Here is a 23,166-nt window from a genome sequence, read left to right on the forward strand (position 1 = left end):
GATCACCATGAACCGCCGTGAGCTTATGTCGTTGGCCGTGCCGCTGATGGCCGCCGCCTATTTCGCCCCCTCGCTGGTGTTCGCACAAGAAGCGGCCCGCGATCCCTATGCCCCGACCGAGGTTGCCATCCGCGAGGATTTCGAGGTCGGCAGCATCGTCGTGGTCAGCAAGGACTTCTTCCTGTATCACGTCATCGCGCCGGGCCGGGCGGTCCGCTATGGCGTGGCCGTGGGCACGGCCGAGCTGGTCTGGAAGGGCCGCGCCACCGTGGGCCGCAAGGTCGAATGGCCGTCCTGGACGCCCACGCAAGACATGATCAAGCGCAAGCCGCAGCAATACGCCAAATGGGCCAACGGGATGCCGGGCGGGCCGCAGAACCCGCTGGGGGCGCGGGCGCTGTATCTGTATAACGCCCAAGGCCAGGACACCGCGATCCGCATCCATGGCACGACCGAACCGGGCTCCATCGGCCGGGCCGTGTCGAACGGCTGTCTGCGGATGCGCAACGAGGCGGTGATGGCGCTGTATGACCAGGTTCCGATCGGGGCGCCGGTCTACGTCTACTGACTTGGCCCTGACGCTGACGCGCCTGTCGGATCCCGCGCTGGCGGGGTTCGATGACATCGTTGATGTCAGATCGCCCTTGGAATATGCCGAGGATCACCTGCCCGGCGCGATCAACCTGCCCGTGCTGGACGACGGTGAACGGGCGCGGGTGGGCACGATCTACAAGCAGGTTTCACCTTTCGATGCGCGCAAGCTGGGCGGCGCCATGGTTGCCGCCAATGCCGCGCGCCATATTGCCGGGCCCTTGGCGGACCGTGACGGAAGCTGGCGCGGGTTGGTTTATTGCTGGCGCGGCGGGCAGCGGTCGGGCAGCTTTGCCACGATCCTGTCGCAGATCGGCTGGAGGGTGGACCGGATCGAGGGCGGCTACAAGGCATGGCGCGCGCTTGTGGTGGACCGGGTGCAGAACCGGCCCGTTCCCGCCCCGGTGATCGTGCTGGACGGCAATACCGGCAGCGCCAAGACCGCAATCCTGGCGCGGCTGGCCAAGCGAGGCTGGCAGGTGATCGACCTGGAAGGCCTGGCGAACCATCGGGGCAGCCTGTTCGGCGGGCAGCCCCAGGGCCAGCCCAGCCAGAAGCTGTTCGAGGGGCGCCTGGCGGTCGTCCTGGAAGGGCTGGACCCGTCCCGCCCCGTCGTCGTCGAGGCCGAAAGCAGCCGCATCGGCGATATCGTGGTGCCGAAATCCTTGTGGCAGGCGATCTGCGCCGCACCCCGGCTGCGGCTGGACGTGCCGGTTGCGGCGCGGGCGGGTTACACAGCCGCGACCTATGGCGACATGGTGGACGATCCCGCTCGGGTCGAGACGATCGTTTCCGCGCTGTCACCCCTCCATCCCGCCGAGCGGATCGAAGGCTGGCGCGCCGCCGTTGCCGCGCAGGACTGGCGCGGTCTGGCCGAAGGGTTGCTGCGCGATCATTACGACCCGCGCTATCTGAGGCACCGCCTGCGCTACGCCGAGCGTGAACGGGCGGTCGTCGTGCTTGATGCCCTGCATGATCTGGACGCGGCCGCGGCACAGGTCGAGGCGGCACTGGCGCGCCTGACCTGAAGCCTTGCCGCAGGTTGCCGGGGCAGGAGCCTCCGGCGGGGATATTTGAGTGAAGAAGAAACGTCAGGCGTCGCGCAGGAAGCGGCGCAGGATGCGTTCCAGTTTGGCCGCGCCCAAAGGGGCCATGGCCTTGGTGTGGTCGTGACTGATGGATTCGTCGGACAGGCCCGCGCCCATGTTGGTGATGACCGAAATGGCAGCGCAACGAAGCCCCAGAAAGCGGGCCAGGATGATTTCCGGGACGGTGGACATCCCGACGGCATCGGCGCCGAGGATTTTCGCGGCACGGATCTCGGCCGGGGTTTCGAAGCTGGGGCCAGAGAACCAGCAATAGACGCCACCCGGAAGCTTGGTTCCCTCGGCTTGGGCGGCCTGGGTCAGGGCGGCGCGCAGGCGCGCGTCATGGGCGTCGGTCATGGGGACGAAGCGGGCGTCGGTCGGCTCTCCGATCAGGGGATTGGTGCCGGCGAAGGCGATGTGGTCGTCCAGCAGCATCAGGTCGCCCGGCGGGATGTCGGGGCGCAGCGATCCGGCGGCGTTGGTCAGGAGCAGCTTGTCGGTTCCAAGGGCGGCCAGCGTTTCCAGCGGAAGCCGCATGGCATCGGCCCGCCCCGATTCGTAGTAATGCGACCTGCCGCCAAAGACCGCAACGCGGCGGCCTTCCAACTGGCCGATCACCAGTTGCGGCATATGGCCCGACACGCCCGCATGGGGAAAGCCCGGCAGGTCGTCATAGGGGATCGCCACCCCGTCCACCGTGCCGGACAGGTGCCCCAGGCCCGATCCCAGGATCAGCCCGTATTCCGGCGGCTGGTCGCCCGCGCGATCCCGGATCAGGCGGGCCAGCTCAACGCTCTTTGACATAGGGTTCTCCTCCGGCGCGGGGCGGAATGGCGCGGCCGACGAAACCGGCAAGGATGATGACGGTCAGGATATAGGGCAGGGCGTTCATGAACATCGACGGCACGGTGATCACGCCCAGATCCAGGTTCGGATAACGGTTGGCGATGGCCTCCAGCAGACCGAAGAGGAAGGTCGCCCCAAGCGCGCCCCACGGCCGCCACTTGGCGAAGATCAGCGCCGCCAGGGCGATAAAGCCGCGCCCGGCGGTCATTTCCTTGACAAAGCCCGCCGACAGCCCGGTCGCCAGATAGGCCCCCGCCAGCCCGCAGAGCAGCCCGGCAATGGCGACTGCGGCAAAGCGCAGCCGCGTCACCGACACACCCGCCGTATCGACCGAGGCGGGGTTTTCCCCCACCGCCCGCAGGCGCAGGCCGAAGCGCGTGCGATACAGCACCCACCAGGTCAGCGGCACCATCAGGAAGGCCACATAGACCAGGATCGTGTGGCCTGATATCACCTCGGCATAAAGCGGGCCGATGACCGGCACGCCCCGCAGCGTCTCGGCCAGGGGCAGGGTGATTTCGCCAAAGCGCGGGGTGGCCGTCAAGGCCGACGCGCCGTCCGGTCCGGTCACGCCCGACAGCCAGGTGTGGAAGGGGGAAACCTGCGCATCCAGTTCGGCCCCCGGCGTCAGGCTGGGGGTGCGCCCGCCCAGGCCGAAGATTTTTTGCCCCAGCAGCACCGTCAGCCCCGAGGCGAGGAAGTTGATCGCCACGCCCGAGATCAACTGGTTGCCCCGGAAGGTGATCGAGGCGATGCCATGGATCGCCGACAGCATCAGCGCGCCCAGAAGCCCTGCGCAGGCGCCCAGCCAGACATTGCCGGTCAGCGCGGCCACGGTGGCGGCGCTGAATGCGGCCATCAGCATCTTGCCTTCCAGCCCGATGTCGAAGACCCCGGCGCGTTCGGAATAAAGCCCCGCCAAGCAGGCCAGCAGCAAGGGCGTCATCAGCCGCACCGCGCTGTCGAGGATTTGCAGGACGGTGTTCAGATCCATCACGCGCCCCTTTTCCGCATCGCCATGAACATCCGTTCAAGGGGCATCCGCACCATGTTGTCCAAGGCGCCCGTGAACAGGATCACAAGCGCCTGGATCACGATGATCAACTCGCGCGGGATGCTGGTCCACAACGCCAGTTCGCCCCCGCCTTGATACAGGAACCCGAACAGCAGGGCTGCCAGGAACACGCCCAGCGGATGGTTGCGGCCCATGAGCGCCACGGCGATGCCGATGAAGCCCGCGCCCTCGACCGCGTTCAGGACCAGGCGCTCCGCCTCTCCCATGACACTGTTGATGGCCATCATCCCGGCCAGCCCGCCGGATATGAGCATGGCGATCACCGTGATGCGGACCGGATTGATGCCCGCATAAAGGGCGGCGGGTTCGGATTTGCCAAAGGCGCGGATTTCAAATCCCAGGCGCGACCGCCAGATCAGCAGCCAGACCAGAACGCAGGCGATCACGGCCACGAAGAAGCTGATGTTGACGGGCGTGTTCTTGCCCCATTCGAAACCAAAGCTCAGCGCCATGTCGGACAGCTGGGGCAGGTGCGTTTCGTTGGGAAAGCGGGCCGAGGCCGGGTCCATGCTGCCCACCGGGCGCAGCAGGTTCACCAGGATGTAATTCAGCGCGGCGGCGGCGATGAAGTTGAACATGATCGTGGTGATCACGATATGGCTGCCGCGTTTCGCCTGAAGCCAGGCAGGGATCAGCGCCCAGGCCGCCCCGAACAGCGCCGCGCCCACCATCGCGGCGGGCAGGGCAAGCGCCCAATGCGGCAAGGGCAGAAGCAGCAGCGCCAGGGCCACGCCCAAGCCCCCCATGGCGGCCTGTCCTTCGCCGCCGATGTTGAACAGGCTGGCGTGATAGGCTACCATCACCGCAAGCCCGGTGAAGATGAAGTTCGTCGCATAATAGAGCGTGAAGCCCCAGCCATAGCTGGAGCCGAGCGCCCCGTCGATCATCGTCGTCAGCGCCTCGACCGGGCTTTCGCCGATGGCCAGGATCACAAGCGCCGAAATCGCCATCGCCAGCACCAGCGAGATCAGCGGTGTCAGGATCAGATCGGCCCATTTCGGCATCTTTTCCATCGGCCTAGCGCCTCATGCCGTGACACAGCGCCAGAAAGCTGCGGGCATCGGCGATCTGGTCCCAGCCGATCGCATCGCCGTTGCCCGCCATGCGGGCCAGGCTGCGGGCACGGGGGACCGCGCCGCCCGCGCCGGGATAGCCGCGCACGGCCAGCAGGTTTTCATCGGACCGTGACTGGCCCTGGCGCGCCTCTCCGGTGCAGCGGCTGCCGTCTGACAGCGCGGCAAAGGCGATGGCGACGCGGCCCGTGACCTGGGGCGCGGTTGCGGCCCCGGCGGGCATTTCCACCGGGGCATGGTCCGCGCAGGCGGTGCCGCGCGCATCGGTCACGCAATTCCACCCAAAATCCTTCTGGTAATCTGACCCCTTGATCGGATCCGCCACGGCCCAGCTGCCGTCCGGGTTGCGGGCGCGGGTCTGGGCGCGGGCCTCGGCCGCCATGACCAGGCGGTCGGGCGCCGCGCCATCGGGCCAGATGTCCATCTTGGGCATCCGGGGCATCGGCACGGTGCTGCATCCGGCAGCGAGGAGAAAGGACAAAAGGCGGGCGATACGGGCAGGCGTCATTCACATTTCCCGGGAAAGGTCGTGGGTCTGGGGGTCGGCATCGGCGTCAACGCCCGCCATCAACAGGCCCAGGTCGCCCGTCGTCGTCTGGCCGGGCAGGCGTTCGCCCATGATGCGGCCGTCGAACATCACCGCGATGCGGTCGGACAGCGACAGGATCTCGTCCAGTTCGACGGATACCAACAGGATCGCCTTGCCCGCGTCGCGCAGTTCCACGATGCGCTTGTGGATGAATTCGATCGCGCCGATGTCAACGCCGCGCGTGGGCTGGCCGATCAGAAGCAGGTCTGGGTTGCGCTCGATTTCCCGGGCGACGACGATCTTCTGCTGGTTGCCGCCGGAAAAGTTGCGTGCGGCCAGATCGCAACTGGGCGGGCGGACGTCGAAGCGGGCGATCTTGCCCTCGGCATCGCGGCGGATGGCGTCGCGGTCCATCAGCGGGCCGCGACCGTATTCCGGTGCGTCGTGGTATCCGAAGGCCACGTTCTCCCAAGCCGCGAAATCCATGATCAGGCCTTCGGCCTGGCGATCCTCGGGGATGTGGCCGATGCCTTGGCGGCGGCGTTCGGCGGCGTTGCAGGCGGTGCCGCCAAGGGGAAGGGGGGCGCCGTTCACGCGGACCTCGCCCGACAGCGTGCTGCCCTTTTCGGGATATCCGCCCATGATTTCCAGAAGCTGGGTCTGCCCGTTGCCGGACACGCCCGCGATCCCCAGAATCTCTCCCGCCCGGATGTCCAAATCAATGCCGCGCAGCCGTTCGACGCCCGCCGTATCCACCATGCGCAGGCTGCGGATTTCCAGGACCGACTTGCCGGGTGTCGCTGGCGCCTTCTGCACGTTCAGCAAGACCTTGCGGCCCACCATCAGTTCGGCAAGCTGTTCGGGGCTGGTTTCCGCCGTCCTGACGGACGCCACCATCTCTCCTCGCCGCATGACGGATACGGTGTCGGTGATCTCCATGATCTCGCGCAGCTTGTGGGTGATCAGGATGATCGTCTTGCCCTCGGCCCGCAGGCCTTCCAGGATGCGGAACAGGTGGTCGGCCTCGGCCGGGGTCAAGACGCCCGTCGGTTCGTCCAGGATCAGGATGTCGGCCTGGCGATACAGCGCCTTGAGGATCTCCACCCGCTGCTGGTGTCCGACCGACAGGTCTTCGATGCGGGTATCGGGATCGACGTTCAGTTCGTAATCCTGCGCCAGTTGCCGCAGGACGCCGCGCGCCTTGGACAGCGACGGGCGCAGCAACCGCCCTTCCTCGGCCCCCAGGATGATGTTTTCCAGAACGGTGAAGTTCTGCACCAGCTTGAAGTGCTGGAACACCATGCCGATGCCCGCACGGATCGCGGTCTGGCTGTCGGTGATGGTCAGGGGACGGCCGCCCACCAGAATCTCGCCCGCGTCGGGCTTGTAGAAGCCGTAGAGGATCGACATCAGCGTCGATTTGCCCGCGCCGTTTTCACCGATGATGCCATGGATCGTGCCGCGTTCCACGCGCAGGTGGATGTCGCGGTTGGCCTGCACGGGGCCGAAAGCCTTGGAAATGCCGCGCAGTTCAATCGCCGCAGGGGCGGCCGTTCCGGGCCGCCCCTGTGTCTGCGCCATCGCCGCCACCTACTGGACCGGGCAGGCGTTGTCGGTCATGTAGTCATGGACCGCGATTTCCCCGCCGACGATCCCCGCGCGCGCCTCATCCACGGCGGCCTGCATTTCCGGCGTGATCAGCGGCTTGTTGTTGTCATCAATGGCCACGTCCACGCCCTCGGCCTTGAGGTCCAGAACCTTGACGCCCGGCTCGACGCCGTTCTTGAAGGCGTCATAAACCGCCGTGTCCACGCGTTTCACCATCGAGGTCAGCACCTTGCCCGGATGCAGGTGGTTTTGGTTGCTGTCCACGCCAACCGACAGGATCCCTTCGTCGGCGGCGGCTTGCAGGATGCCGATGCCGGTGCCGCCCGCCGCCGCATAGATCACGTCGGCGCCCTGGCTGATCTGGGCCTTGGCAAGCTCGCCCCCTTTGACCGGGTCGTTCCAGGCGGCGGGGGTGGTGCCGGTATAGTTGATCAGGACGGTTCCGTCAGGCTTGGCGGCCTTGAAGCCCTGGGCAAAGCCGCATTCGAACTTGTGGATCAGCGGGATGTCCATGCCGCCGATAAAGCCCACGGTGCCGGATTTCGACGCCTGCGCCGCCATGATCCCGGCCAGATAGCTGCCCTGTTCCTCGGTAAAGACGATCGACTGGACGTTGGGCTGTTCCACCACCATGTCGATGATGGCGAACTGGGTATCGGGGTAATCGGGGGCAACCTGGTTCAGCACGTCGCCAAAGGCGAAGCCGGTCATCACGATGGGGTTGGCACCCGTTTCAGCCAGGCGGCGGAGCGCCTGTTCACGCTGCGCCTCGGACTGCATTTCCAGTTCCTTGTAGGTGCCGCCGGTTTCCTCGGCCCAGCGTTGCGCGCCGGTGAAGGCCGCCTCGTTGAAGGACTTGTCGAACTTGCCGCCAAGGTCGAAGATCAGCGCCGGTTCGGCCAGGGCCGCAGCGCCCGTCAATGCCGTCAGCGCCACGCCCGCAAGCAGCGATTTCGTCAGGGACATAAGGAAACCTCATCCTGTTGTTGCGCGCGATTCAAGCCGCCCGCGTGATGGCCCCGATTAGGGCGCATCGCCCCCTGCCGGTCAACCGCCTTGTTGGACGGGTTCCAGGGTCAAGGCCATGACAATGGCGTCAAGATCGGGCCCATAATACCGCCGCCTGCGGCCGGATTCCTGCCAGCCTGTCCCATGATAAAGGGCTTGGGCGGGGGCATTGTCGGCGGCGACCTCCAGAAAGGCGCGGGTTGCCCCCCGGTCCCGTGACGTGGCGGCAAAATCGTCCATCAGGTCGCGTGCGATGCCCTGTCGGCGGGATTGCGGGGCCACGGCCAGGGTCAGCACCTCGGCTTCGTCAACAACAAGGCGTCCCAGCAGGAAACCGTCCGGGCGGGTCAGCAGGAAGGCATGGGGACTGGCCAGCAGATCCGCAAACTCGGCCACCGTCCAGGGCCGGGGGCGGGTGAAGCAGCGCGCGTGCAGCGCCGCAAGCCGGTCTGGCGTCACGGCAGGATCAAGGGTGCCACGTCCCGCGCAGGGGCGGCATCGGCCGGGCGCAGATACAAGGGCGCCGGGCGCGGGCCGGGGTCAGCGCGGCGGGCCAAGGCGATGCGCGCAATGGCCACCGCAGGCTGGACCACCGGCAGAGCGGGCGCGAGGCCGGGCGGCAGGGAATCCTGCGTGGCCTGCCCAGGCTGGGTTTCGCCCCTGCCAAAGTCCTGCCACACCACCTGGTCCGCCCGCAGCGGCAGAACGATGCGGCAGGGGCGGGGCAGGCCATGGGCCGCCGCATCTGTCGTGGTCACGCCCACGGCAGGAATGCCAAGCGACAGTGCCAACCCGCGCGCGGCCGCGACCGCAATGCGGATGCCGGTAAAGTTCCCCGGCCCGATGCCCACGCCGATCACGTTCAGATCCCGCCACGCCAGGCCGGTTTGGGCCAGAAGCTCTTCCAGCAGCGGAAACAGCCGTTCGGCCTGGCCCTTGGTCATCTCCTCGGACAGATGCGCCAGAACGGTGTCGCCCCGCAACAAAGCGGCCGCGCAATGCGCGGCCGATGTGTCAAAGCCCAAGGCAAGGGAATCAGGCAACCGGCCGGACCTCGACCACCTCGGGGATGTAATGGCGCAGCAGGTTCTCGATCCCCATCTTCAGCGTCAGGGTGGACGACGGGCAACCCGCGCAGGCGCCCTGCATATGCAGATAGACGACACCCCGGTCGAAACCGTGGAAGGTGATGTCGCCACCGTCCTGGGCGACCGCCGGGCGGACGCGGGTGTCCAGCAGTTCCTTGATCTGGACCACGATTTCCGAATCGGGACCGTCATGGCTGGCATGGCCAGATTGTTCCGCCTTGCCTTCGACCGATGGGGCGCCTGACTGGAAATGTTCCATGATCGCGCCCAGGATCGAGGGCTTCAGGTGATCCCAGGGCTGGTCATCGGCCTTGGTCACGGTCACGAAGTCACGGCCCAGGAAAACGCCCGTCACGCCGCCCACGGCAAAGATGCGCTGCGCCAAGGGCGACTTGGCGGCGGTGTCGGGGGCGGGAAAGTCGGCGGTGCCGTTGTCCAGCACGATGTCGCCGGGAAGGAACTTCAACGTCGCAGGGTTCGGTGTGGTTTCTGTCTGGATGAACATGGCCAAGGCTCCTTTGGAACGGATATGGCGACGCGGGGCCTGCAGGTCAAGCAGGGCGGGGGTCAGGTGATCGCTTCCAGCCGTTCCTTCGAGATATCGGCGGGTACGATGGTGATCGGGCAGGGCAGGGTCGCCGCATCGCGCAACAGGCGCGTCAGCACCGGGTTCTGGACCGACCGGTCCGATCCCAGGCCCATCGCGACAATGCCCACCTCGGGGTCTTGGGCCAGATAGGCCAGCAGTTCCTCGGCCGGATCGCCCTCGCGGATGATCAGTTCCGGTTCCACTTTCGGCCGCATTCTCATCCACTTGGCGAAAACTTCGAAATGCGCCTCGATCCGTTCGTAGGCCTCGGCGCGCATCACTTCGGCCACGCCGAAGCCGTGCTGGATTTCATTCGGGGGGATGACCGCCAGCACCGTCACCGCGCCCCCGGAATTGGACGCGCGCATGGCCGCAAAGCGCATCGCGTTCAGGCATTCCCGGCTGTCGTCCAGCATGACAAGAAATTTCCGCATCACCCGCCTTCGAATTGCCCTTTTCCGGCCAGACAGTGGCCCCTTTGCCATGGTCGCGCAAGTCATTCGGCAGATTGGCGCTGCCACGGTTTCCATGCTTTCGTCGATATGCTACCCGACAGCGAAGAACGAGTTGTTGCAGGGCAGGTATCGTGACGATCCACCATGACTGGGACAAGGGCGAAGCAGCATATGTTCCGGCCACCAGCTTAACCTGGCTCATGCATGAGGCGAGGGCGGCGGGCATCAAGCCATTGCCCCGGCGCAAGCGTTTGTTCGATGTCACGCTGGCCCTGCTTCTGCTTGTCCCCTTGTCGTTCATCATGGCGTTTGTTGCGCTTGTACTGTTGATCGTTCAAGGCAGACCCATCTTTTATGCCGCGCCGCGCATGAGTTCGCCGAACCGGACCTTCATGCATCTGAAGTTCCGCACGATGATGCAGCAGGACGGCGATTTCGGGGTGACGGGCGCCCACAAGAACTGGCGCATAACGCCGCTTGGACATTTCCTGCGCCGCACCCGGATCGACGAGATGCCGCAGTTGTTCAACATCCTGTCCGGCGACATGAGCTTTGTCGGGCCGCGCCCGACCATCCGTGAATATGCCGAACGCTTTCCCGCCGTTTATGGGCAGGTTCTGCGAAACCGCCCCGGTGTGACGGGGCTGGCCACGCTGATCTATCATCAGCACGAGGGCAGTATCCTGGCCAGGTGCCGCAGCGCCGAGGAAACCGAGACCGCCTATCAAAGGCGCTGCCTGCCCACGAAGTTGAAGATAGACCTGATATACCAGAAAAACCGGACAATGGCCCTTGATATCTGGATCATGTGGCAGACATTGGTCGTGGTCTTTTCGAAAAACCGGCGGCCGCGCAGGCGGAAATGATCCTGAACTGCCGATGGAGCATGGTTTGGCCCCGATAGCATGAACACCCGCAAGGTTCTTGTTACCGGAGGAGCTGGATTTATCGGAACCCACCTGGTTGACCGCCTGATTGGGCAAGGCAACCACGTTGTCGTTCTGGACGATCTTTCCACGGGAAAGCCGGAAAACATCCATGCAAAGGCATCCTTTGTGCGGGGAAGCATCCTTGACGGACCTTTGGTGCGCGACCTGGCATCGGGGGTGGACGGCATTTACCACCTGGCTGCCCGTGTGTCTGTCCAGGCCTGCATAGACGACTGGCTGGATGCGCACAGGGTCAACCTGGATGGCGCCCTTACAGTCTTCCTGGCGGCCAGCGAGCGTCGCAGGATTCCGGTGGTCTTCACCTCTACCGCGGCGGTGTACGGCAACATGACGGGGGCATCGTGCCGCGAAGATGACGCCTTGTTGCCGCTTTCCCCTTATGGGGCGGACAAGCTTGCTTGCGAACATCATCTGGGGGCCATGGCGGATATCCGCGGCCTGCCCTCGGCCAGTCTTCGGCTTTTCAATGCTTATGGCCCAGGGCAGGATCCCGCGTCCCCTTATGCGGGGGTGATTGCCAAGTTCTTTTCGAATGTCCTGCACGATCTGCCCCATACCATTCAGGGCGATGGCTCGCAGGTGCGGGACTTCGTCCATGTCCAGGATGTTGTCAGTGCGATCCTGCACGCAGGGGATCTTGCGGCCAGCCGGCCGGGCGCCCATCGTTTCAATGTCTGCACGGGTGCCGGCACCACCGTGGCCGAACTTGCGCAAAAAGTCGATGCGGCGTCCGGCAGGGCGCGGACGGCCGATATTCACGTCCCGGCGCGACCGGGGGATATTCAGGCTTCGCTCGGATGCGGCAAGGCAGCCCGCGACGAACTGGGCTTCACGCCCCGATTTTACGTGGACAAGGGGCTGTCGGATCTTTGGCGGTGGATGACGGAGCGATCGGCCCCTGACAGCCGCTAGGGGCTTTCAAACGGATCCTGCGGATAGCCGACACCGCACAGATACAGCCCGTGCGGCGGGCAGACCGGGCCGCATTCCGACCGGTCACGGGCGGCCAGGGCATCGGCCACCCGGTCTGGCGGCCACGATCCCGCGCCGACCCGCTCCAATGTGCCCACGATCGACCGGACCTGGTTATGCAGGAACGACCGCGCCCGCAGGTGAAATCGGTATTCGCGCCCGTGGGGGATGGGGGTTTCCTCGATCCTGATGTCATCCAAGGTCTTGACCGGGCTTGCCGCCTGGCAGATCGAGGATCGGAAGGTCGTGAAATCGTGACGGCCCCGCAGATGCGCGGCCCCCTTGCGCATGGCGTCTGCGTCCAGAGGGTGCAGAACCTGCCAGGCCAGGCCACGATCATGGGTCGCGGGCGCCCGGCGGGCCTGCAGGCGGAACAGGTATCGCCGTTCGACGGCGGAAAAGCGGGCGTGGAAATCATCGGGAACGCGGGCCGCAACCAGCACCGCCACGGGTGCGGGTTTCAGGTGGAAATTCAACGCCTCGGCCAGGCGGAACGGATCCCAGTCGCGGGCCAGATCGGCATGGGCGACCTGGGCTGTGGCGTGGACGCCCGCATCGGTGCGCCCGGCCGCCGCGATCCGCGCCCCTGCGGCAAAGCCGGGATCCAGGCGGGCCAGCGCGGCCTCGATTGCGCCTTGCACCGAGGGCTGGTCGGCCTGGGCCTGCCATCCGGCAAAGGGGCGCCCGTCATATTCGATCTTCAGGGCAAAGCGCGGCATCGGCGGATCAGCGCACCTTGTCCTGGCCGGGGGTGAGCAGGTCGTCCAGAAAGCGCGCGGCCTCGGTCCGGGGCGGCTCGAGCGCCGCGGGTTCGCTGGCCCGGACGCCTTCCCGCGCCAAACGGTCGCGCAGGACCGATATCTCGATGTCCAGATCGGTGCGGTCGCCTTCCAGCAATCGCCGCGACTTCGCGCTGAAATCCTTTTCCAGATCGTCCAGGAACGTTTCATAGGACGACCGCACCGCCGGATCCTGCGTTTGGCGATACAGATCCGCGAACTTGACCGAGGCATCGCGCGCGCCCATCAGGTAAACGCCCAGGTATCGCCGTGCGGCCGACAGATCGCCGGGATTGCTGCGCACGCGGTCGAACAGGTCTTCGACCGTGGCGGCGAAACGGTTTATCCGTGCGTCCAGCCAGCGGTCGCCCAACTGGCGGATCGCGTCGCGCATCTGGGCCAGATGGGCCTCGGCTTCCTCGATCATCTTCTGGGCGCGTTCCCCCTGAAAGCCGTCGACCCCGTCCATCCCCTTGTCGCGCATCGGGTCGGACCCGAAGGCCAGCCAGTGCAGCGCCAGTCCCGTCACGCCCACCGCCCCGGCGCCGGCCAGGCTGCCGGGTTCCGCGACCCCCAGCCCCACGCCCAGCCCGGCCAGCACGCCCCCGAACAGCTTGCGCGGGATCGCCGGGCGGCGCGCGACGCGGCGCACCTCGTACGCGGCCTCGGCGGCAAGTCCTTCGCGGGTCATCCACATGGCGCTGGCAATCACGCCAAAGGCCGCAAGATTGGCGGCCATGCCTGCCGGATCCTGGAAAAACGCGCTGAACAGGAACGGCACCGCCGCCATGGTTACATATTTCGGGCGCCCGGCCAGCCGGTGGCGGATCGGCGCGTCCGGGATGGGATTCAGATTGCCGTTCTCCAGGGCATCGGGCGAGAACCGCCCGCCAAAGCGTTTCGCCATGGCCCTATCCCGCCCCTAGCGAGGCATAAAGGGTCACCAGAACCAGCAGATAAAAGCCCAGCCGTTGGATGGCGTTCCGCGACATGCCTGTCCTTTCCCCTTGGGCCATCACGGCCCGTCCTGCCCTATATCGGGATTGCCGGGCCGATTGCAAAGATCAGCCACGCGGAAACAGACGGTCAAGCGCCCGGTCCAGCGGCGCGGGGTCGTCAAGGGCCAGGCGCACGGGCAGGGTCATCACCTTGGGCCGGAAGGATCGGGGCAGGCGGGCCGCGTCCTTTTCGGTGGTGACAAGCTGGGCGCCCAGCAACCGGGATTCGGTCTCCAGCCGGGTCAGCAAGGCGGGGGTGAAGGGCTGGTGATCCTCCAACGCCTCGGCCCGGACCAGATCGGCGCCAAGCCCGGCCAGGGTGGCAAAGAACTTCTCGGGGTGGCCGATGCCTGCGAAGGCCAGGACGCGATGGCCCCCCCAGTCCATGCCCATGGGCAGGGGCGCCAAGGCCCCGCGCAGATGCGGCGGTGCCCCCGGCGGGGCGGCAAAGCAGGCCTGCGCGTCAGGGGGGCCGACCGACAACAGCAGATCGGCGCGGGCAAGGCCTGTCGCCACGGGTTCGCGCAAGGGACCGGCCGGAATGCAGAACCCGTTGCCAAAGCCCTTGGCCGCATCGACCACGACCAGCGACAGGTCGTGGGCAAGGGCCGGATCCTGGAACCCGTCGTCCAGGATGATCGCCCCTGCGCCATCGGCCACCGCCGCCCGTGCGCCCGCCAGCCGGTCCCTGGCCACCCAGACCGGGCCGAAGGCCGCCATCAGCAAGGGCTCGTCCCCGGTCAGAGCGGCCTCATGGCGCGCTTCCTCGACCCGAAGGGGGCCAGTGGCGCTGCCGCCATAGCCGCGCGACACCACCTGGGCGGCAATCCCGCGCGTCTGCAGCGCCTGTTGCAGGTGGATCACCGTGGGCGTCTTGCCGGTGCCGCCTGCGTTCAGGTTGCCCACGCAGATCACCGGCACGCCCACCCGCGCCCGCGCGCCGCCCGCCAGCCGCCGGGCGGTGGCACGGGCATAGGCCGCGCCCAGCGGCGACAACAGACGTGCGGCGAGCGTCGGCGGACGCTGATACCAGAAGACGGGCGCGCGTTTCATGGCGTGGCCTTTCCGATGGCGTCCAGGACCGGGGCGCAGATGCGCATGGTCACGTCCGCGCCGCCCGTGCTGACGGTCCAGGCATTGCTGGCAAGCGTTGCGATCAGGTCGGGCTGGGACAATTCGGCGATGGCCGCCGCCAGATCCTCGGGGGTGGCGACCTGCCGCGCGGCGCCCGCGCCGCCAAGCTGCTGCCATTCGGTGGCAAAGCGGTCCGTATGGGGGCCATGGACGATGGCGGAACCCAGGGCGGCGGGTTCGAACGGATGGCGGGCCGCGGCATCGTCACCCCCCAGCGTGCCGCCCAGGTAGGTGACGGGGGCCAGGCGATACCACAAGCCCATTTCGCTCGGACCGTCGGTCAGCATGACATGGACATCATCGGTCGGATCCTCGTCCCAGGACCGGCGGGCGACGGTCAGGCCGCCGGCCTCGATCGCCTGGGCCAGGGGGTCGATGCGGTCGGGATCGCGCGGGGCCAGGAACAGCAGCGCCCGGTGCGATTGCGCAAGCGCCGCGTGATGGGCGGTCAGCACCGCGTCCTCCTCGTCCGGGGGGACCGAGGCTGCAAGCCACGCATGGCGGCCCCGCAGCAACTGGGCCATGACGCTGCGCTCGGCCTCGGAACAGGGCAGGGGATCGCGGATTTCGGCCACCGGGCCGGTCATGGCGACGCGCCTGCGGTCTGCGCCCATGCGCAGGGCGATGGAGTGGCTGGCAGGGTCGGTCACAAGGATCGCGCGCATCTGGCGCAGCAATTCGCGCCGCGCGCTGGCCCGCAGCGTCCAGCCGGTATCCTCGGGGGCAAGCCGCGCTTCGGCCAGGATGACCGGCAGGCCCCGGCGGCTGGCCGCCAGGATCAGGGATGCGGGCAGGTCCGATCCCAGCAAAAGGACGGCGGCAGGACCAGCGGCCATCAGCGTCTCGGCCATGGCGGGGGCGGGATCGCCCGCGTCCAGGATGCGCAGGTCGGGGCGTCCCCGCATCAGGCGGCGCTGCACCTGGGCAAAGGCCGCCCGCGCTTCGGGCGCGACCTGCACCAGCAGCAAGGGGCCGCTGCCCTGCGGGATTTCGGGCGCGGGGGCATCGTCGGGCACGGCCCGGCGGCGTTGTAACCACAGGCCGAACTGCCCGATGCCGGATACCTTGATCATGGCCAGCGCCGAACCTGGGCGATCAGCCTCGGACCTCCAGCTCCTCGGTCGGGCTGGCGGCGGCTTCCTCGTCGCGCAGGCGGTGGAGGTGGGCGATGAAATAACGGGTATGGGCGCTGTCCACCGTCCGCTGCGATTCCGCCTTCCAGGCATCATAGGCGGCCTGGTAATTGGGGAAGATGCCGACGATGTGGATGGCGTCGGTGTCGCGGAACTGGGTGCCCTGCGGGTCGGTCAACTCGCCGCCAAAGACAAGATGCAGACGCTGGCTCATGGGTGTCTTCCCCTGTTGGATGTCGCCCGGACCCTAACGCGGTGGCGCGGCGAGAGGAAGCGGCAAGCCGGGGGTTTCACACCCCCGGGCCCCCGTGGGATATTTTGCCCAAGGCAAAAGCTATAGCCCCGCCAGTTTCATGATCGCGGCCCATTCGTCATCCTTGACAGGCTGGACCGACAGGCGCGAGTTGTTGACCAGCACCATGTCCTTGAGCGCCGGTTCCTGTTTCGCCTGGTCCAGCGAAACCGGGCGGGGCAGGGGCTTCACGGCCATGATGTCCACGCATTCCCATTTCGGATCGTCCGCCGTGCTGTCGGGATGGGCCTCGACGATGACCTGGACGATGCCCACGGCTTCCTTGCCGATGTTGGAATGATAGAACAGGCCCAGATCGCCCGTCTTCATCGCACGCATGAAGTTGCGCGCCTGATAGTTGCGCACCCCGTCCCATTCCTCGCCCGCGTCACCCTTGGCGACCAGGTCGTCCCAGCCGAACACGTCGGGTTCCGATTTGAACAGCCAGAAGGCCATCAGCCGATCACCTTCTTCCATTCGACGACCTCGGTGCTGCCAAACAGCCCGGCGGCCTTGTAGGGATCCTTTGCCGCCCAGTCCTGCGCCGCGGCCAGATCATCGGCTTCGACGACCAGCAGGGATCCGCACATCTGGCCTTGTTCTATAAGCGGGCCGGCCATGCGGACGATGCCGCTGTCGTGCAGATAGGCCAGATGCGCATCGCGCGTATCCAGGCGGGTTTGCAGGGCGCCGGGCTTGTCCCGGCAGATCACGGCGAACAGGGGCATCATTCCTCCTTCAAGGGGCGGGTCATCAGGGATTGGGCCGCGTCGTCCACGGTCATGCGGCCCTCGGCCAGGCGGGCCACCATGGCGGCGATCGGCATATCCTCGCCGATCTGGTGCGACAGGGCCGCGACGGCGCGGGCGGTGGCCGCGCCTTCGACGGTGGTGGTGCTGTCGAACGGCTGGCGCGCGCCAAGCGCCTGCCCATAGCGGAAGTTGCGCGACCCCGCCGAGGTGCAGGTCAATGTCAGGTCGCCCAGGCCCGACAGGCCGGTCAGCGTTTCGGGGCGCGCGCCCAGGCGGGCGGCAAGGCGGGTCATCTCGGCAAAGCCGCGCGTGACGATGGCGGCCCGCGCGCTGTCGCCCAGGCCCGCGCCGATCACGACGCCCGCTGCGATGGCGATGACGTTCTTCAGCGCGCCGCCGAGTTCGGCGCCTGTCACGTCAGTGGTCCGGTAAAGCCGCAGGACCGGGGTGGACAGCGCGTGTTGCAGCGCCTTGCCCACCCCAGCGTTGGCGCAGGCCAGCGTCAGGGCGGTGGGCAGCCCGCGCGCGATGTCAGCCGCAAAGGACGGGCCGGTCAGGACCGCCACGGTTGCGCGCGGACAGGCGTTGGACAGCAGGACGGACGGACCGGTCAACTGGGCAAGGTCGATGCCCTTGGCCGTGCTGACCAGGTGCTTGCCGTCCAGAAGCGCCGCGTGATCGGCCAGGAAGCCGCCAAGCGCCTGGGCGGGCAGGGCCATCAGCAGCGCATCGGCCTGGGTGGCCGTGGGCAGATCATCGGTGATGCGGATGGCATCGGGCAGGGTGACCCCCGGCAGGCGCGGGTTGTCGCGGCCCCAGCGGATGTCGCGCGCCCACAGCGTCACAGGGCCGTTCGCGGACAAGGCCACCGCAAGCGCCGTGCCGAATGCGCCCGCACCCAGGATCGCGATGCTCATGCCTTGGCACCCTTCCTGCCGCTGCCCAGCATCGGGGCCGCGTCCTGATCCAGCGGCCAGCGGGGGCGGGCGGCCAGGTCCATGCCGTCGCGATGACCCAGGGCAAAGCGTTCCGCCCCGGCCCAGGCGATCATCGCGCCGTTGTCGGTGCAAAGCGCAAGCGGCGGGGCAAGGAACCGCGCGCCCGAATCCTGCGCCACGCGTTCCAAGGCCGCGCGGATGGTGCGGTTGGCGGCGACACCGCCCGCGACGGCCAGAACCGGGGTCGGGCTTGCCGCAAGCGCCCTGCGGGATTTTTCGGCCAGAACCTCGGCCACAGCCTGCTGGAACGCGGCACACAGGTCCGCACGGTCCTGTTGGCGCAGGCCTCCCTGGTCCGCGATCAACTGGTCGCGCAGCCGCAGCGCGGCGGTCTTGAGGCCGGAAAACGACATATCGCATCCCGGACGGTCCAGAAGCGGGCGGGGCAGGGCGAAGCGGTCGGGATTGCCGGACGCGGCCTCGGATTCCACGGACGGACCGCCGGGCTGTGGCAGGACCAGCAGCTTGGCCAGCTTGTCAAAGGCCTCGCCCGGGGCATCGTCGATGGTGCCGCCCAGGCGGGTGAAATCCTGCGGTCCGTCCACGCGCAGGAACTGGCAATGTCCGCCCGATACCAGCAGCATCAGATAGGGAAAGCCGATGCCGTCCGTCAGGCGCGGGGTCAGCGCATGGCCCGCAAGGTGGTTCACGCCGATCAGCGGCAGGCCCGCACCGGCGGCGATGCCCTTGGCGCACATGACGCCCGCCATCACCCCGCCGATCAGCCCCGGTCCCGCCGTGACCGCGACCGCCGCCACATCGGACAGCGGGACGCCCGCCTGGGACAGCGCCTGTTCCACGACCAGGTCCAGCCGTTCCGCATGGGCGCGCGCGGCGATTTCCGGCACCACGCCGCCGAAATCGGCGTGAAGCGCGGTCTGGCTGTGGACCACGGATGCCAGGATCCGCCGGTCGCCTGTCACAAGGGCGGCGGCGGTGTCGTCGCAACTGCTTTCGATGCCAAGGAAAATCTGGGTATCGTTCATGCTCTTGCCGGGCGGGGAAATGGCGCTTACGCGTCAGGCCCTAGCATCGGTCACGGGGGATGCCAATGTCCAGCGCCAAGCGGCCTGTCCTGCTGCTGACCCGCCCGCCGCAGGATTCGCGGCGGTTCGCGTCAATGCTGCCCGACTGGCCAGCGGTGATTTCGCCGGTCTTGCGGATCGTGGCGGTGGATCATGACGCCGCCGCCTTGCGCGATGCGCCGGGGCTGGTGTTCACCTCCGCCCATGCGGTGCCCGCGGCCGGGGCGGGGCGGGGACGGCTGGCGCTGTGCGTGGGCGGGCATACCGGGCAGGTTGCGCGCGCGGCGGGATTTGACGTTCGGACGGGCAATGGCTTTGCCGAAAGCCTGCTGCCGCTGATCGAGGCGGCGGGGGTGCCGCTGATCCACCCGCATGGCCGGCATCTGGCAAAACGCCTGCCGGTCCCGGGGATGGTCGTGTATGACCAGCAGGCCGTCCCCTTGACCAACGAGGCGGCGGCGTTGCTGGCGGGAACGGCCCCGGTGATCCTGCCGCTGTTTTCCCCGCGCAGCGCCCGTCTGGTGGCGGATGCCGGGCGGGGGGCAAGGGCGCCGTTGTGGCCGGTGGCGATCAGCGATGCCGCCTGGGCCGCCTGGGCCGCGCCCGCCGCCGGTCATGCCGTGGCCCAGCGGCCCAATGCAGCGGCCATGGCCGCGGCCATCCGCAGCCTGCCTTTGGCGGAACAATGATGCGCAGGGCGGGTTGAGAAGCGCCTCCGGCCTCATTAGGCTGCGGGCCAGGCGCGGCCATGCGTGCTGCCGCGAGACGGGGATACCACGTGAAAAAGCCAGACAAGACCACAAGCGACAGCAAATCCGAAACCCCGCAGGACAAGACCCCCCTGATGCCGAAAAAGGATGCGGCCACGCCCGGCGTGATTGCCCAAGCCGATATCGGTGCATGGGACGGACGTGCCGCATCGGCGCAAGAGGGAGAGATGAAGCCCGTCGAATCGACCCTGCTGGGCGACAAGACCGGCCAGCATCCCCCCGCCGCGCGCAAGCCGGACGCGGCCGGATCCGATGCCCCCCCCAAGGCTGCCATGCCGGAACCCGCGCCGCGCGACATCCCGGTCCAAACATCCGCACCAGCACCGGCGCAAAAGGTCGTGGTGAAAAAGACCGGCTTCTGGCCGGTGTTCCTGGGCGGGGTGGTCGCCGCAGGCCTGGGATCGGCGGCAACAATCTGGGCATTGCCGCATCTGCCGGCGGACTGGCTGCCCGGACAGGCGGTCCCCCAGCCCGTTGCAGCCGCCCCCGAGGTGGATGTGGCTGCAATTCGCAGCGATGCGGTTGCCGCAGCCCAGGCTGCGGCCGCCGAACAGGTCGATGCACTGCGCAGCGAACTGGCTGCGGCACAGCCCGAAGCCGCGGCGGCAGATACCCCCGCCGGTCCTACGCCCGAGGATCTGGCCGCAATGCGCCAGCAGATCGAAGCGCAAGCCGCCCAAATCCAAGAATTGACGGCCCGTCCGCAGATCGACCCCGACATGGCCGCGCGCGTGCAGGCCTTGGCGGCTGAGGCCGATACCCTGGAACAACAGCTCCAGACCGCAGCCCAGGCCGCGCAGGCGCAGATCAATGCAGCCCAGGCCGAGGCGCAGCAGTTGCAGGAAGCCGCCGCCGAAAGCACCCGCCGGGCCGAAGCCGTGGCCGCCGTCGCCGCCCTGCAATCCGCCCTGGACCGGGGCGTGACACCGGAGGAGGCGCGGCAAACGCTGGAAGGCGCGGGGCTTGAGGCGCCCGAGGCCCTGACCCGGGACGTGCCCAGCCTGGACAGCCTGCAAGCCAGCTTTCCCGAGGCGGCGCGCGCCGGCCTGCGCGCATCGCTGCGCGGGGACAGTGCGGCAGGCAATGGCAACCTGCTGACCAATTTCCTGCGGGCCCAGACCGGCGCCCGGTCGGTCGAGGCGCGCGAAGGCAGCGATCCGGATGCGATCCTGTCCCGCGCCGACGAAGCCGTCCAGGCGGGCCGCATTGCGGATGCCGTGACGGAAATCGAAGCCCTGTCCGACAACGCCCGTGCCGCCCCCGCCATGGCCGAATGGCTGGCCGGGGCCGTGTCCTATCGCGATGCGCAGGCGGCATTGTCCGACCTGTCCGCCCCTTCAAACTGAGGTCCGGGCAATGCTGCTGTCCTTGTTGAAAATCCTGTTTTTCTTCGCCGTGGTCCTGGTCGTCTCGCTTGGGGCGGTGCAGTTGTCCGAAACGGGCCAGATGCTGCGCATCGAATATGCCGGCACGGAATACGCGCTGACCCCAGTCAAGGCGGTCGTGGCGCTGCTGGTGCTGATGGTTCTGGCCTGGCTGGTCTTCAAGGCCCTGGGCCTGGTCCTGGCCTTTATCCGCTTCATCGCGGGGGATGAAACGGCCATCGACCGCTATTTCGCCCGGTCCCGCGAACGCAAGGGATACGAGGCCCTGGGCGAGGGGATGCTGGCCGTGGCATCGGGCGAAGGCAAGCTGGCCCAGGACAAGGCCGCCAAGGCCGAGAAATACCTGAACATGCCCCATATCACCAACCTGCTGTCCGCCCAAGCGGCCGAGGTGGCGGGCGACAAGACCCGCGCGGGCCAGGTTTATCGCACGCTGCTGGAAGACGACCGCACCCGCTTTGTAGGTATTCGCGGGTTGATGCGTCAGAAGATGGAAGACGGCGACACGGCAACCGCCTTGCTGCTGGCGCAGAAGGCCTATGCCCTCAAGCCCCGTCACCGCGATCTGCAGGATACGCTGCTGGATCTGGAAATGCGGGAACATGACTGGAAGGGCGCGCGGCAATTGCTGAAGGACAAGCGCCGTCAGGGCGATCTGCCCTCCGATGTGCATATCCGCCGCGATGCCGTGCTGGCCTTGCAGGAAGCCAGCGAGGTTCTGGCCCACGGCAATTCCATCAGCGCCCGAGAGGCGGCGATTTCCGCCAACAAGGCATCCCCGGACCTGATCCCGGCGGCGGTCCTGGCCGCGCGCAGCTATATCGCGCAAAAGGATTACCGCAATGCATCCCGCGTGCTGGAAAAGACCTGGTCGGTGCGGCCCCATCCCGACGTGGCCTCGGCTTATGCCGAGATCGTGCCCGATGAGACGCCTTCCGCCCGTCTGACCCGGTTCGACCGGCTGATCGCCAAGAACCCCAACGACGAGGAATCGCGCCTGCTGCGCGCCGAACTGCTGCTGGCGGCCGAGGATTTCCCCGGCGCCCGCCGCGCGTTGGGCGATCTGGCCGAAAAGCATCCGACCGTGCGCACGCTGTCGATCATGGCGGCGGTGGAGCGGGGCGAAGGCGCGGACGACAGCGTCGTGCGCGGATATCTGGCGCGCGCGCTGACCGCCTCGCGCGGCCCGCAATGGGTTTGCGACAAATGCCACAACGTGATGTCGGACTGGGCGCCGGTTTGCGACAGTTGCGGCGGCTTTGACACGCTGACCTGGCGGGAACCCCAGGCAAGGGGCACCGGCGCCATGGCGGCGCCGGGCGCTGAAATGCTGCCCTTGCTGGTCGGCGCGCCAAAGCCCCAGCCATCGGCCCCTGTGGTCGAGGACGCGGTCCGGCAAGACGAGCCGGTCAGGCCGGTCGTGGAACCCGAGGGCAAGACCTCCAAGGTCCGCAGGGTGGAGATCGCCGATGTGGCCCCGGGGATGGTCCCGCGTGAAAGCGACTATGTGACGGTCGAACCCGCCCATACCATCACCACGCCCGAACCGGTGCCCGTCCGGGTCGAGGTCATGGCCGCAGACCCGCAGCCGTTGGTTCGGCCCGCGCCGGCCGTACAGCCCGAACCGACCCTGATCCGTCCCGATGTCCTTCCGCCCGAGGATGCGGACTGGACCGAGGGCAAGACCCGGCCCTGACCGAAGGGGCGCAGAAAAAGTGCTGCGCCCCCTTTTCCCTTGGGCTGGAACCTGCTATCCGGCGCCGCACAACCAGATGCCGCTGTAGCTCAGCTGGTAGAGCACGTCATTCGTAATGATGGGGTCGGGGGTTCGAGTCCCTTCAGCGGCACCATGGTTGATCCAGGAACGGCCGGTCCTTCGGGGCTGGCCGTCTTGCGTTTCCGGGGGAAAACTGGTGCGGGCGGCGGGACTTGAACCCGCACGGGCTTGCGCCCCAGGGAGTTTAAGTCCCATGCGTCTGCCATTCCGCCACGCCCGCGTTCCCTGTCGCTAACCGGCAGGGGGGCAAT

At 67.5% G+C, this 23,166-nt stretch carries 26 protein-coding genes and 2 tRNA genes; 8 read left to right on the plus strand and 20 right to left on the minus strand.

Annotation, left to right across the window (positions count from 1 at the left end):
• Positions 1–7: 7 nt before the first annotated feature.
• The gene (locus Q5701_RS04750) at positions 8–568 is read left to right on the plus strand and encodes a L,D-transpeptidase (protein ID WP_234853915.1); all 561 of its coding nucleotides are present in this window, start codon (positions 8–10) and stop codon (positions 566–568) included.
• Between the two features lies 1 nt (position 569).
• Complete coding sequence (mnmH, locus tag Q5701_RS04755) at positions 570–1,619, plus strand: tRNA 2-selenouridine(34) synthase MnmH (RefSeq protein WP_306754035.1); 1,050 nt, start codon at positions 570–572, stop codon at positions 1,617–1,619.
• A 63-nt stretch (positions 1,620–1,682) separates the two neighbouring features.
• On the opposite strand, the gene Q5701_RS04760 is transcribed toward mnmH, so the two are convergent.
• The 10 genes from Q5701_RS04760 to Q5701_RS04805 all read right to left on the minus strand — a co-directional run bounded on the left by Q5701_RS04760 (position 1,683) and on the right by Q5701_RS04805 (position 9,929).
• Entirely contained in the window at positions 1,683–2,483 is an 801-nt protein-coding gene (locus Q5701_RS04760) for a purine-nucleoside phosphorylase (protein ID WP_306754036.1), read from the minus strand.
• Complete coding sequence (locus tag Q5701_RS04765; protein WP_306754037.1) at positions 2,467–3,519, minus strand: ABC transporter permease; 1,053 nt, start codon at positions 3,517–3,519, stop codon at positions 2,467–2,469. The genes Q5701_RS04760 and Q5701_RS04765 overlap by 17 nt, the downstream gene beginning before the upstream one ends.
• Positions 3,519–4,613, minus strand: a complete 1,095-nt coding sequence (locus Q5701_RS04770; RefSeq protein WP_306754039.1) for an ABC transporter permease — start codon at positions 4,611–4,613, stop codon at positions 3,519–3,521. The genes Q5701_RS04765 and Q5701_RS04770 overlap by 1 nt, the downstream gene beginning before the upstream one ends.
• 4 nt (positions 4,614–4,617) lie before the next feature.
• Complete coding sequence (locus Q5701_RS04775) at positions 4,618–5,181, minus strand: hypothetical protein (RefSeq protein WP_306754040.1); 564 nt, start codon at positions 5,179–5,181, stop codon at positions 4,618–4,620.
• On the minus strand, positions 5,182–6,783 hold the full coding sequence (locus Q5701_RS04780; RefSeq protein WP_306754041.1) for an ABC transporter ATP-binding protein: 1,602 nt from the start codon (positions 6,781–6,783) through the stop codon (positions 5,182–5,184).
• A 9-nt stretch (positions 6,784–6,792) separates the two neighbouring features.
• Positions 6,793–7,776, minus strand: coding sequence for a BMP family lipoprotein (locus Q5701_RS04785; RefSeq protein WP_234853908.1), 984 nt, complete (start codon positions 7,774–7,776; stop codon positions 6,793–6,795).
• 81 nt (positions 7,777–7,857) lie between these two features.
• Complete coding sequence (gene rimI, locus Q5701_RS04790; RefSeq protein ID WP_306754042.1) at positions 7,858–8,277, minus strand: ribosomal protein S18-alanine N-acetyltransferase; 420 nt, start codon at positions 8,275–8,277, stop codon at positions 7,858–7,860.
• On the minus strand, positions 8,274–8,861 hold the full coding sequence (gene tsaB, locus Q5701_RS04795) for a tRNA (adenosine(37)-N6)-threonylcarbamoyltransferase complex dimerization subunit type 1 TsaB (protein ID WP_306754043.1): 588 nt from the start codon (positions 8,859–8,861) through the stop codon (positions 8,274–8,276). Before tsaB ends, rimI begins: the two co-directional genes overlap by 4 nt.
• A complete protein-coding gene (locus Q5701_RS04800) occupies positions 8,854–9,411 on the minus strand; it encodes a NifU family protein (RefSeq protein ID WP_234853905.1) in 558 nt (185 codons plus the stop codon). Before Q5701_RS04800 ends, tsaB begins: the two co-directional genes overlap by 8 nt.
• A 62-nt stretch (positions 9,412–9,473) precedes the next feature.
• Positions 9,474–9,929 (minus strand): universal stress protein, encoded by a 456-nt coding sequence (locus Q5701_RS04805; RefSeq protein WP_306754044.1) that lies wholly within the window; start codon positions 9,927–9,929, stop codon positions 9,474–9,476.
• 221 nt (positions 9,930–10,150) lie between these two features.
• Between Q5701_RS04805 and Q5701_RS04810 the strand changes: the two genes are divergently transcribed.
• Both Q5701_RS04810 and Q5701_RS04815 read left to right on the plus strand, forming a co-directional pair.
• Positions 10,151–10,816 (plus strand): sugar transferase, encoded by a 666-nt coding sequence (locus Q5701_RS04810; protein WP_373568646.1) that lies wholly within the window; start codon positions 10,151–10,153, stop codon positions 10,814–10,816.
• Positions 10,817–10,855: 39 nt separating this feature from the next.
• Positions 10,856–11,812, plus strand: coding sequence for an NAD-dependent epimerase/dehydratase family protein (locus Q5701_RS04815; protein WP_306754046.1), 957 nt, complete (start codon positions 10,856–10,858; stop codon positions 11,810–11,812).
• Here the strand turns inward: Q5701_RS04815 and truA are convergent.
• The 9 genes from truA to tsaD all read right to left on the minus strand — a co-directional run bounded on the left by truA (position 11,809) and on the right by tsaD (position 18,944).
• Positions 11,809–12,591 carry a tRNA pseudouridine(38-40) synthase TruA gene (truA, locus tag Q5701_RS04820; protein ID WP_306754048.1) on the minus strand — a complete coding sequence of 261 codons (783 nt, stop codon included), beginning with the start codon at positions 12,589–12,591 and terminating at the stop codon, positions 11,809–11,811. The genes Q5701_RS04815 and truA overlap by 4 nt on opposite strands.
• A gap of 7 nt (positions 12,592–12,598) precedes the next feature.
• Positions 12,599–13,558: a 5-bromo-4-chloroindolyl phosphate hydrolysis family protein gene (locus Q5701_RS04825; RefSeq protein ID WP_306754049.1), complete on the minus strand. Its 960-nt coding sequence runs from the start codon at positions 13,556–13,558 to the stop codon at positions 12,599–12,601.
• 157 nt (positions 13,559–13,715) lie between these two features.
• Positions 13,716–14,702, minus strand: coding sequence for a tetraacyldisaccharide 4'-kinase (lpxK, locus tag Q5701_RS04830; protein ID WP_306754050.1), 987 nt, complete (start codon positions 14,700–14,702; stop codon positions 13,716–13,718).
• On the minus strand, positions 14,699–15,856 hold the full coding sequence (locus Q5701_RS04835) for a 3-deoxy-D-manno-octulosonic acid transferase (RefSeq protein WP_306754052.1): 1,158 nt from the start codon (positions 15,854–15,856) through the stop codon (positions 14,699–14,701). Before Q5701_RS04835 ends, lpxK begins: the two co-directional genes overlap by 4 nt.
• A gap of 22 nt (positions 15,857–15,878) precedes the next feature.
• Complete coding sequence (locus Q5701_RS04840) at positions 15,879–16,130, minus strand: DUF4170 domain-containing protein (RefSeq protein WP_234853898.1); 252 nt, start codon at positions 16,128–16,130, stop codon at positions 15,879–15,881.
• A 120-nt stretch (positions 16,131–16,250) separates the two neighbouring features.
• The gene (locus tag Q5701_RS04845) at positions 16,251–16,664 is read right to left on the minus strand and encodes an EVE domain-containing protein (protein ID WP_306755340.1); all 414 of its coding nucleotides are present in this window, start codon (positions 16,662–16,664) and stop codon (positions 16,251–16,253) included.
• Complete coding sequence (locus Q5701_RS04850; protein ID WP_306754054.1) at positions 16,664–16,939, minus strand: YciI family protein; 276 nt, start codon at positions 16,937–16,939, stop codon at positions 16,664–16,666. Before Q5701_RS04850 ends, Q5701_RS04845 begins: the two co-directional genes overlap by 1 nt.
• Complete coding sequence (locus Q5701_RS04855) at positions 16,936–17,877, minus strand: NAD(P)H-dependent glycerol-3-phosphate dehydrogenase (protein ID WP_306754056.1); 942 nt, start codon at positions 17,875–17,877, stop codon at positions 16,936–16,938. Before Q5701_RS04855 ends, Q5701_RS04850 begins: the two co-directional genes overlap by 4 nt.
• Complete coding sequence (tsaD, locus tag Q5701_RS04860) at positions 17,874–18,944, minus strand: tRNA (adenosine(37)-N6)-threonylcarbamoyltransferase complex transferase subunit TsaD (RefSeq protein ID WP_306754058.1); 1,071 nt, start codon at positions 18,942–18,944, stop codon at positions 17,874–17,876. Before tsaD ends, Q5701_RS04855 begins: the two co-directional genes overlap by 4 nt.
• Before the next feature lie 65 nt (positions 18,945–19,009).
• Here tsaD and Q5701_RS04865 point away from each other — a divergent pair, with 65 nt between their 5' ends.
• The 4 genes from Q5701_RS04865 (at position 19,010) to Q5701_RS04880 (ending at position 22,988) form a co-directional block, all read left to right on the plus strand.
• Positions 19,010–19,672: a uroporphyrinogen-III synthase gene (locus Q5701_RS04865; protein WP_306754059.1), complete on the plus strand. Its 663-nt coding sequence runs from the start codon at positions 19,010–19,012 to the stop codon at positions 19,670–19,672.
• 89 nt (positions 19,673–19,761) lie between these two features.
• Complete coding sequence (locus Q5701_RS04870) at positions 19,762–21,099, plus strand: COG4223 family protein (RefSeq protein ID WP_306754061.1); 1,338 nt, start codon at positions 19,762–19,764, stop codon at positions 21,097–21,099.
• A gap of 25 nt (positions 21,100–21,124) precedes the next feature.
• On the plus strand, positions 21,125–22,834 hold the full coding sequence (locus tag Q5701_RS04875; RefSeq protein ID WP_306754062.1) for a heme biosynthesis protein HemY: 1,710 nt from the start codon (positions 21,125–21,127) through the stop codon (positions 22,832–22,834).
• A 78-nt stretch (positions 22,835–22,912) separates the two neighbouring features.
• Positions 22,913–22,988 (plus strand) — tRNA-Thr (locus Q5701_RS04880).
• Between the two features lie 61 nt (positions 22,989–23,049).
• Here Q5701_RS04880 and Q5701_RS04885 read toward each other — a convergent pair.
• Positions 23,050–23,135: transfer RNA gene (locus Q5701_RS04885), tRNA-Leu, on the minus strand.
• Positions 23,136–23,166: the final 31 nt, after the last annotated feature.

This window comes from Paracoccus actinidiae (genome assembly GCF_030863885.1).
GTDB lineage: Bacteria > Pseudomonadota > Alphaproteobacteria > Rhodobacterales > Rhodobacteraceae > Paracoccus > Paracoccus everestensis.

Excerpts from the sequence above, each read along its gene's own strand:
- Q5701_RS04750 (WP_234853915.1), top strand. The coding sequence starts at position 8 with ATGAACCGCCGTGAGCTTATGTCGTTGGCCGTGCCGCTGATGGCCGCC.
- Q5701_RS04760 (WP_306754036.1), bottom strand. The coding sequence starts at position 2,483 with ATGTCAAAGAGCGTTGAGCTGGCCCGCCTGATCCGGGATCGCGCGGGC.
- Q5701_RS04765 (WP_306754037.1), bottom strand. The coding sequence starts at position 3,519 with ATGGATCTGAACACCGTCCTGCAAATCCTCGACAGCGCGGTGCGGCTG.
- Q5701_RS04770 (WP_306754039.1), bottom strand. The coding sequence starts at position 4,613 with ATGGAAAAGATGCCGAAATGGGCCGATCTGATCCTGACACCGCTGATC.
- Q5701_RS04775 (WP_306754040.1), bottom strand. The coding sequence starts at position 5,181 with ATGACGCCTGCCCGTATCGCCCGCCTTTTGTCCTTTCTCCTCGCTGCC.
- Q5701_RS04780 (WP_306754041.1), bottom strand. The coding sequence starts at position 6,783 with ATGGCGCAGACACAGGGGCGGCCCGGAACGGCCGCCCCTGCGGCGATT.
- Q5701_RS04785 (WP_234853908.1), bottom strand. The coding sequence starts at position 7,776 with ATGTCCCTGACGAAATCGCTGCTTGCGGGCGTGGCGCTGACGGCATTG.
- Q5701_RS04800 (WP_234853905.1), bottom strand. The coding sequence starts at position 9,411 with ATGTTCATCCAGACAGAAACCACACCGAACCCTGCGACGTTGAAGTTC.
- Q5701_RS04805 (WP_306754044.1), bottom strand. The coding sequence starts at position 9,929 with ATGCGGAAATTTCTTGTCATGCTGGACGACAGCCGGGAATGCCTGAAC.
- Q5701_RS04810 (WP_373568646.1), top strand. The coding sequence starts at position 10,151 with ATGCATGAGGCGAGGGCGGCGGGCATCAAGCCATTGCCCCGGCGCAAG.
- Q5701_RS04815 (WP_306754046.1), top strand. The coding sequence starts at position 10,856 with ATGAACACCCGCAAGGTTCTTGTTACCGGAGGAGCTGGATTTATCGGA.
- truA (WP_306754048.1), bottom strand. The coding sequence starts at position 12,591 with ATGCCGCGCTTTGCCCTGAAGATCGAATATGACGGGCGCCCCTTTGCC.
- Q5701_RS04825 (WP_306754049.1), bottom strand. The coding sequence starts at position 13,558 with ATGGCGAAACGCTTTGGCGGGCGGTTCTCGCCCGATGCCCTGGAGAAC.
- lpxK (WP_306754050.1), bottom strand. The coding sequence starts at position 14,702 with ATGAAACGCGCGCCCGTCTTCTGGTATCAGCGTCCGCCGACGCTCGCC.
- Q5701_RS04835 (WP_306754052.1), bottom strand. The coding sequence starts at position 15,856 with ATGATCAAGGTATCCGGCATCGGGCAGTTCGGCCTGTGGTTACAACGC.
- Q5701_RS04840 (WP_234853898.1), bottom strand. The coding sequence starts at position 16,130 with ATGAGCCAGCGTCTGCATCTTGTCTTTGGCGGCGAGTTGACCGACCCG.
- Q5701_RS04845 (WP_306755340.1), bottom strand. The coding sequence starts at position 16,664 with ATGGCCTTCTGGCTGTTCAAATCGGAACCCGACGTGTTCGGCTGGGAC.
- Q5701_RS04850 (WP_306754054.1), bottom strand. The coding sequence starts at position 16,939 with ATGATGCCCCTGTTCGCCGTGATCTGCCGGGACAAGCCCGGCGCCCTG.
- Q5701_RS04855 (WP_306754056.1), bottom strand. The coding sequence starts at position 17,877 with ATGAGCATCGCGATCCTGGGTGCGGGCGCATTCGGCACGGCGCTTGCG.
- tsaD (WP_306754058.1), bottom strand. The coding sequence starts at position 18,944 with ATGAACGATACCCAGATTTTCCTTGGCATCGAAAGCAGTTGCGACGAC.
- Q5701_RS04865 (WP_306754059.1), top strand. The coding sequence starts at position 19,010 with ATGTCCAGCGCCAAGCGGCCTGTCCTGCTGCTGACCCGCCCGCCGCAG.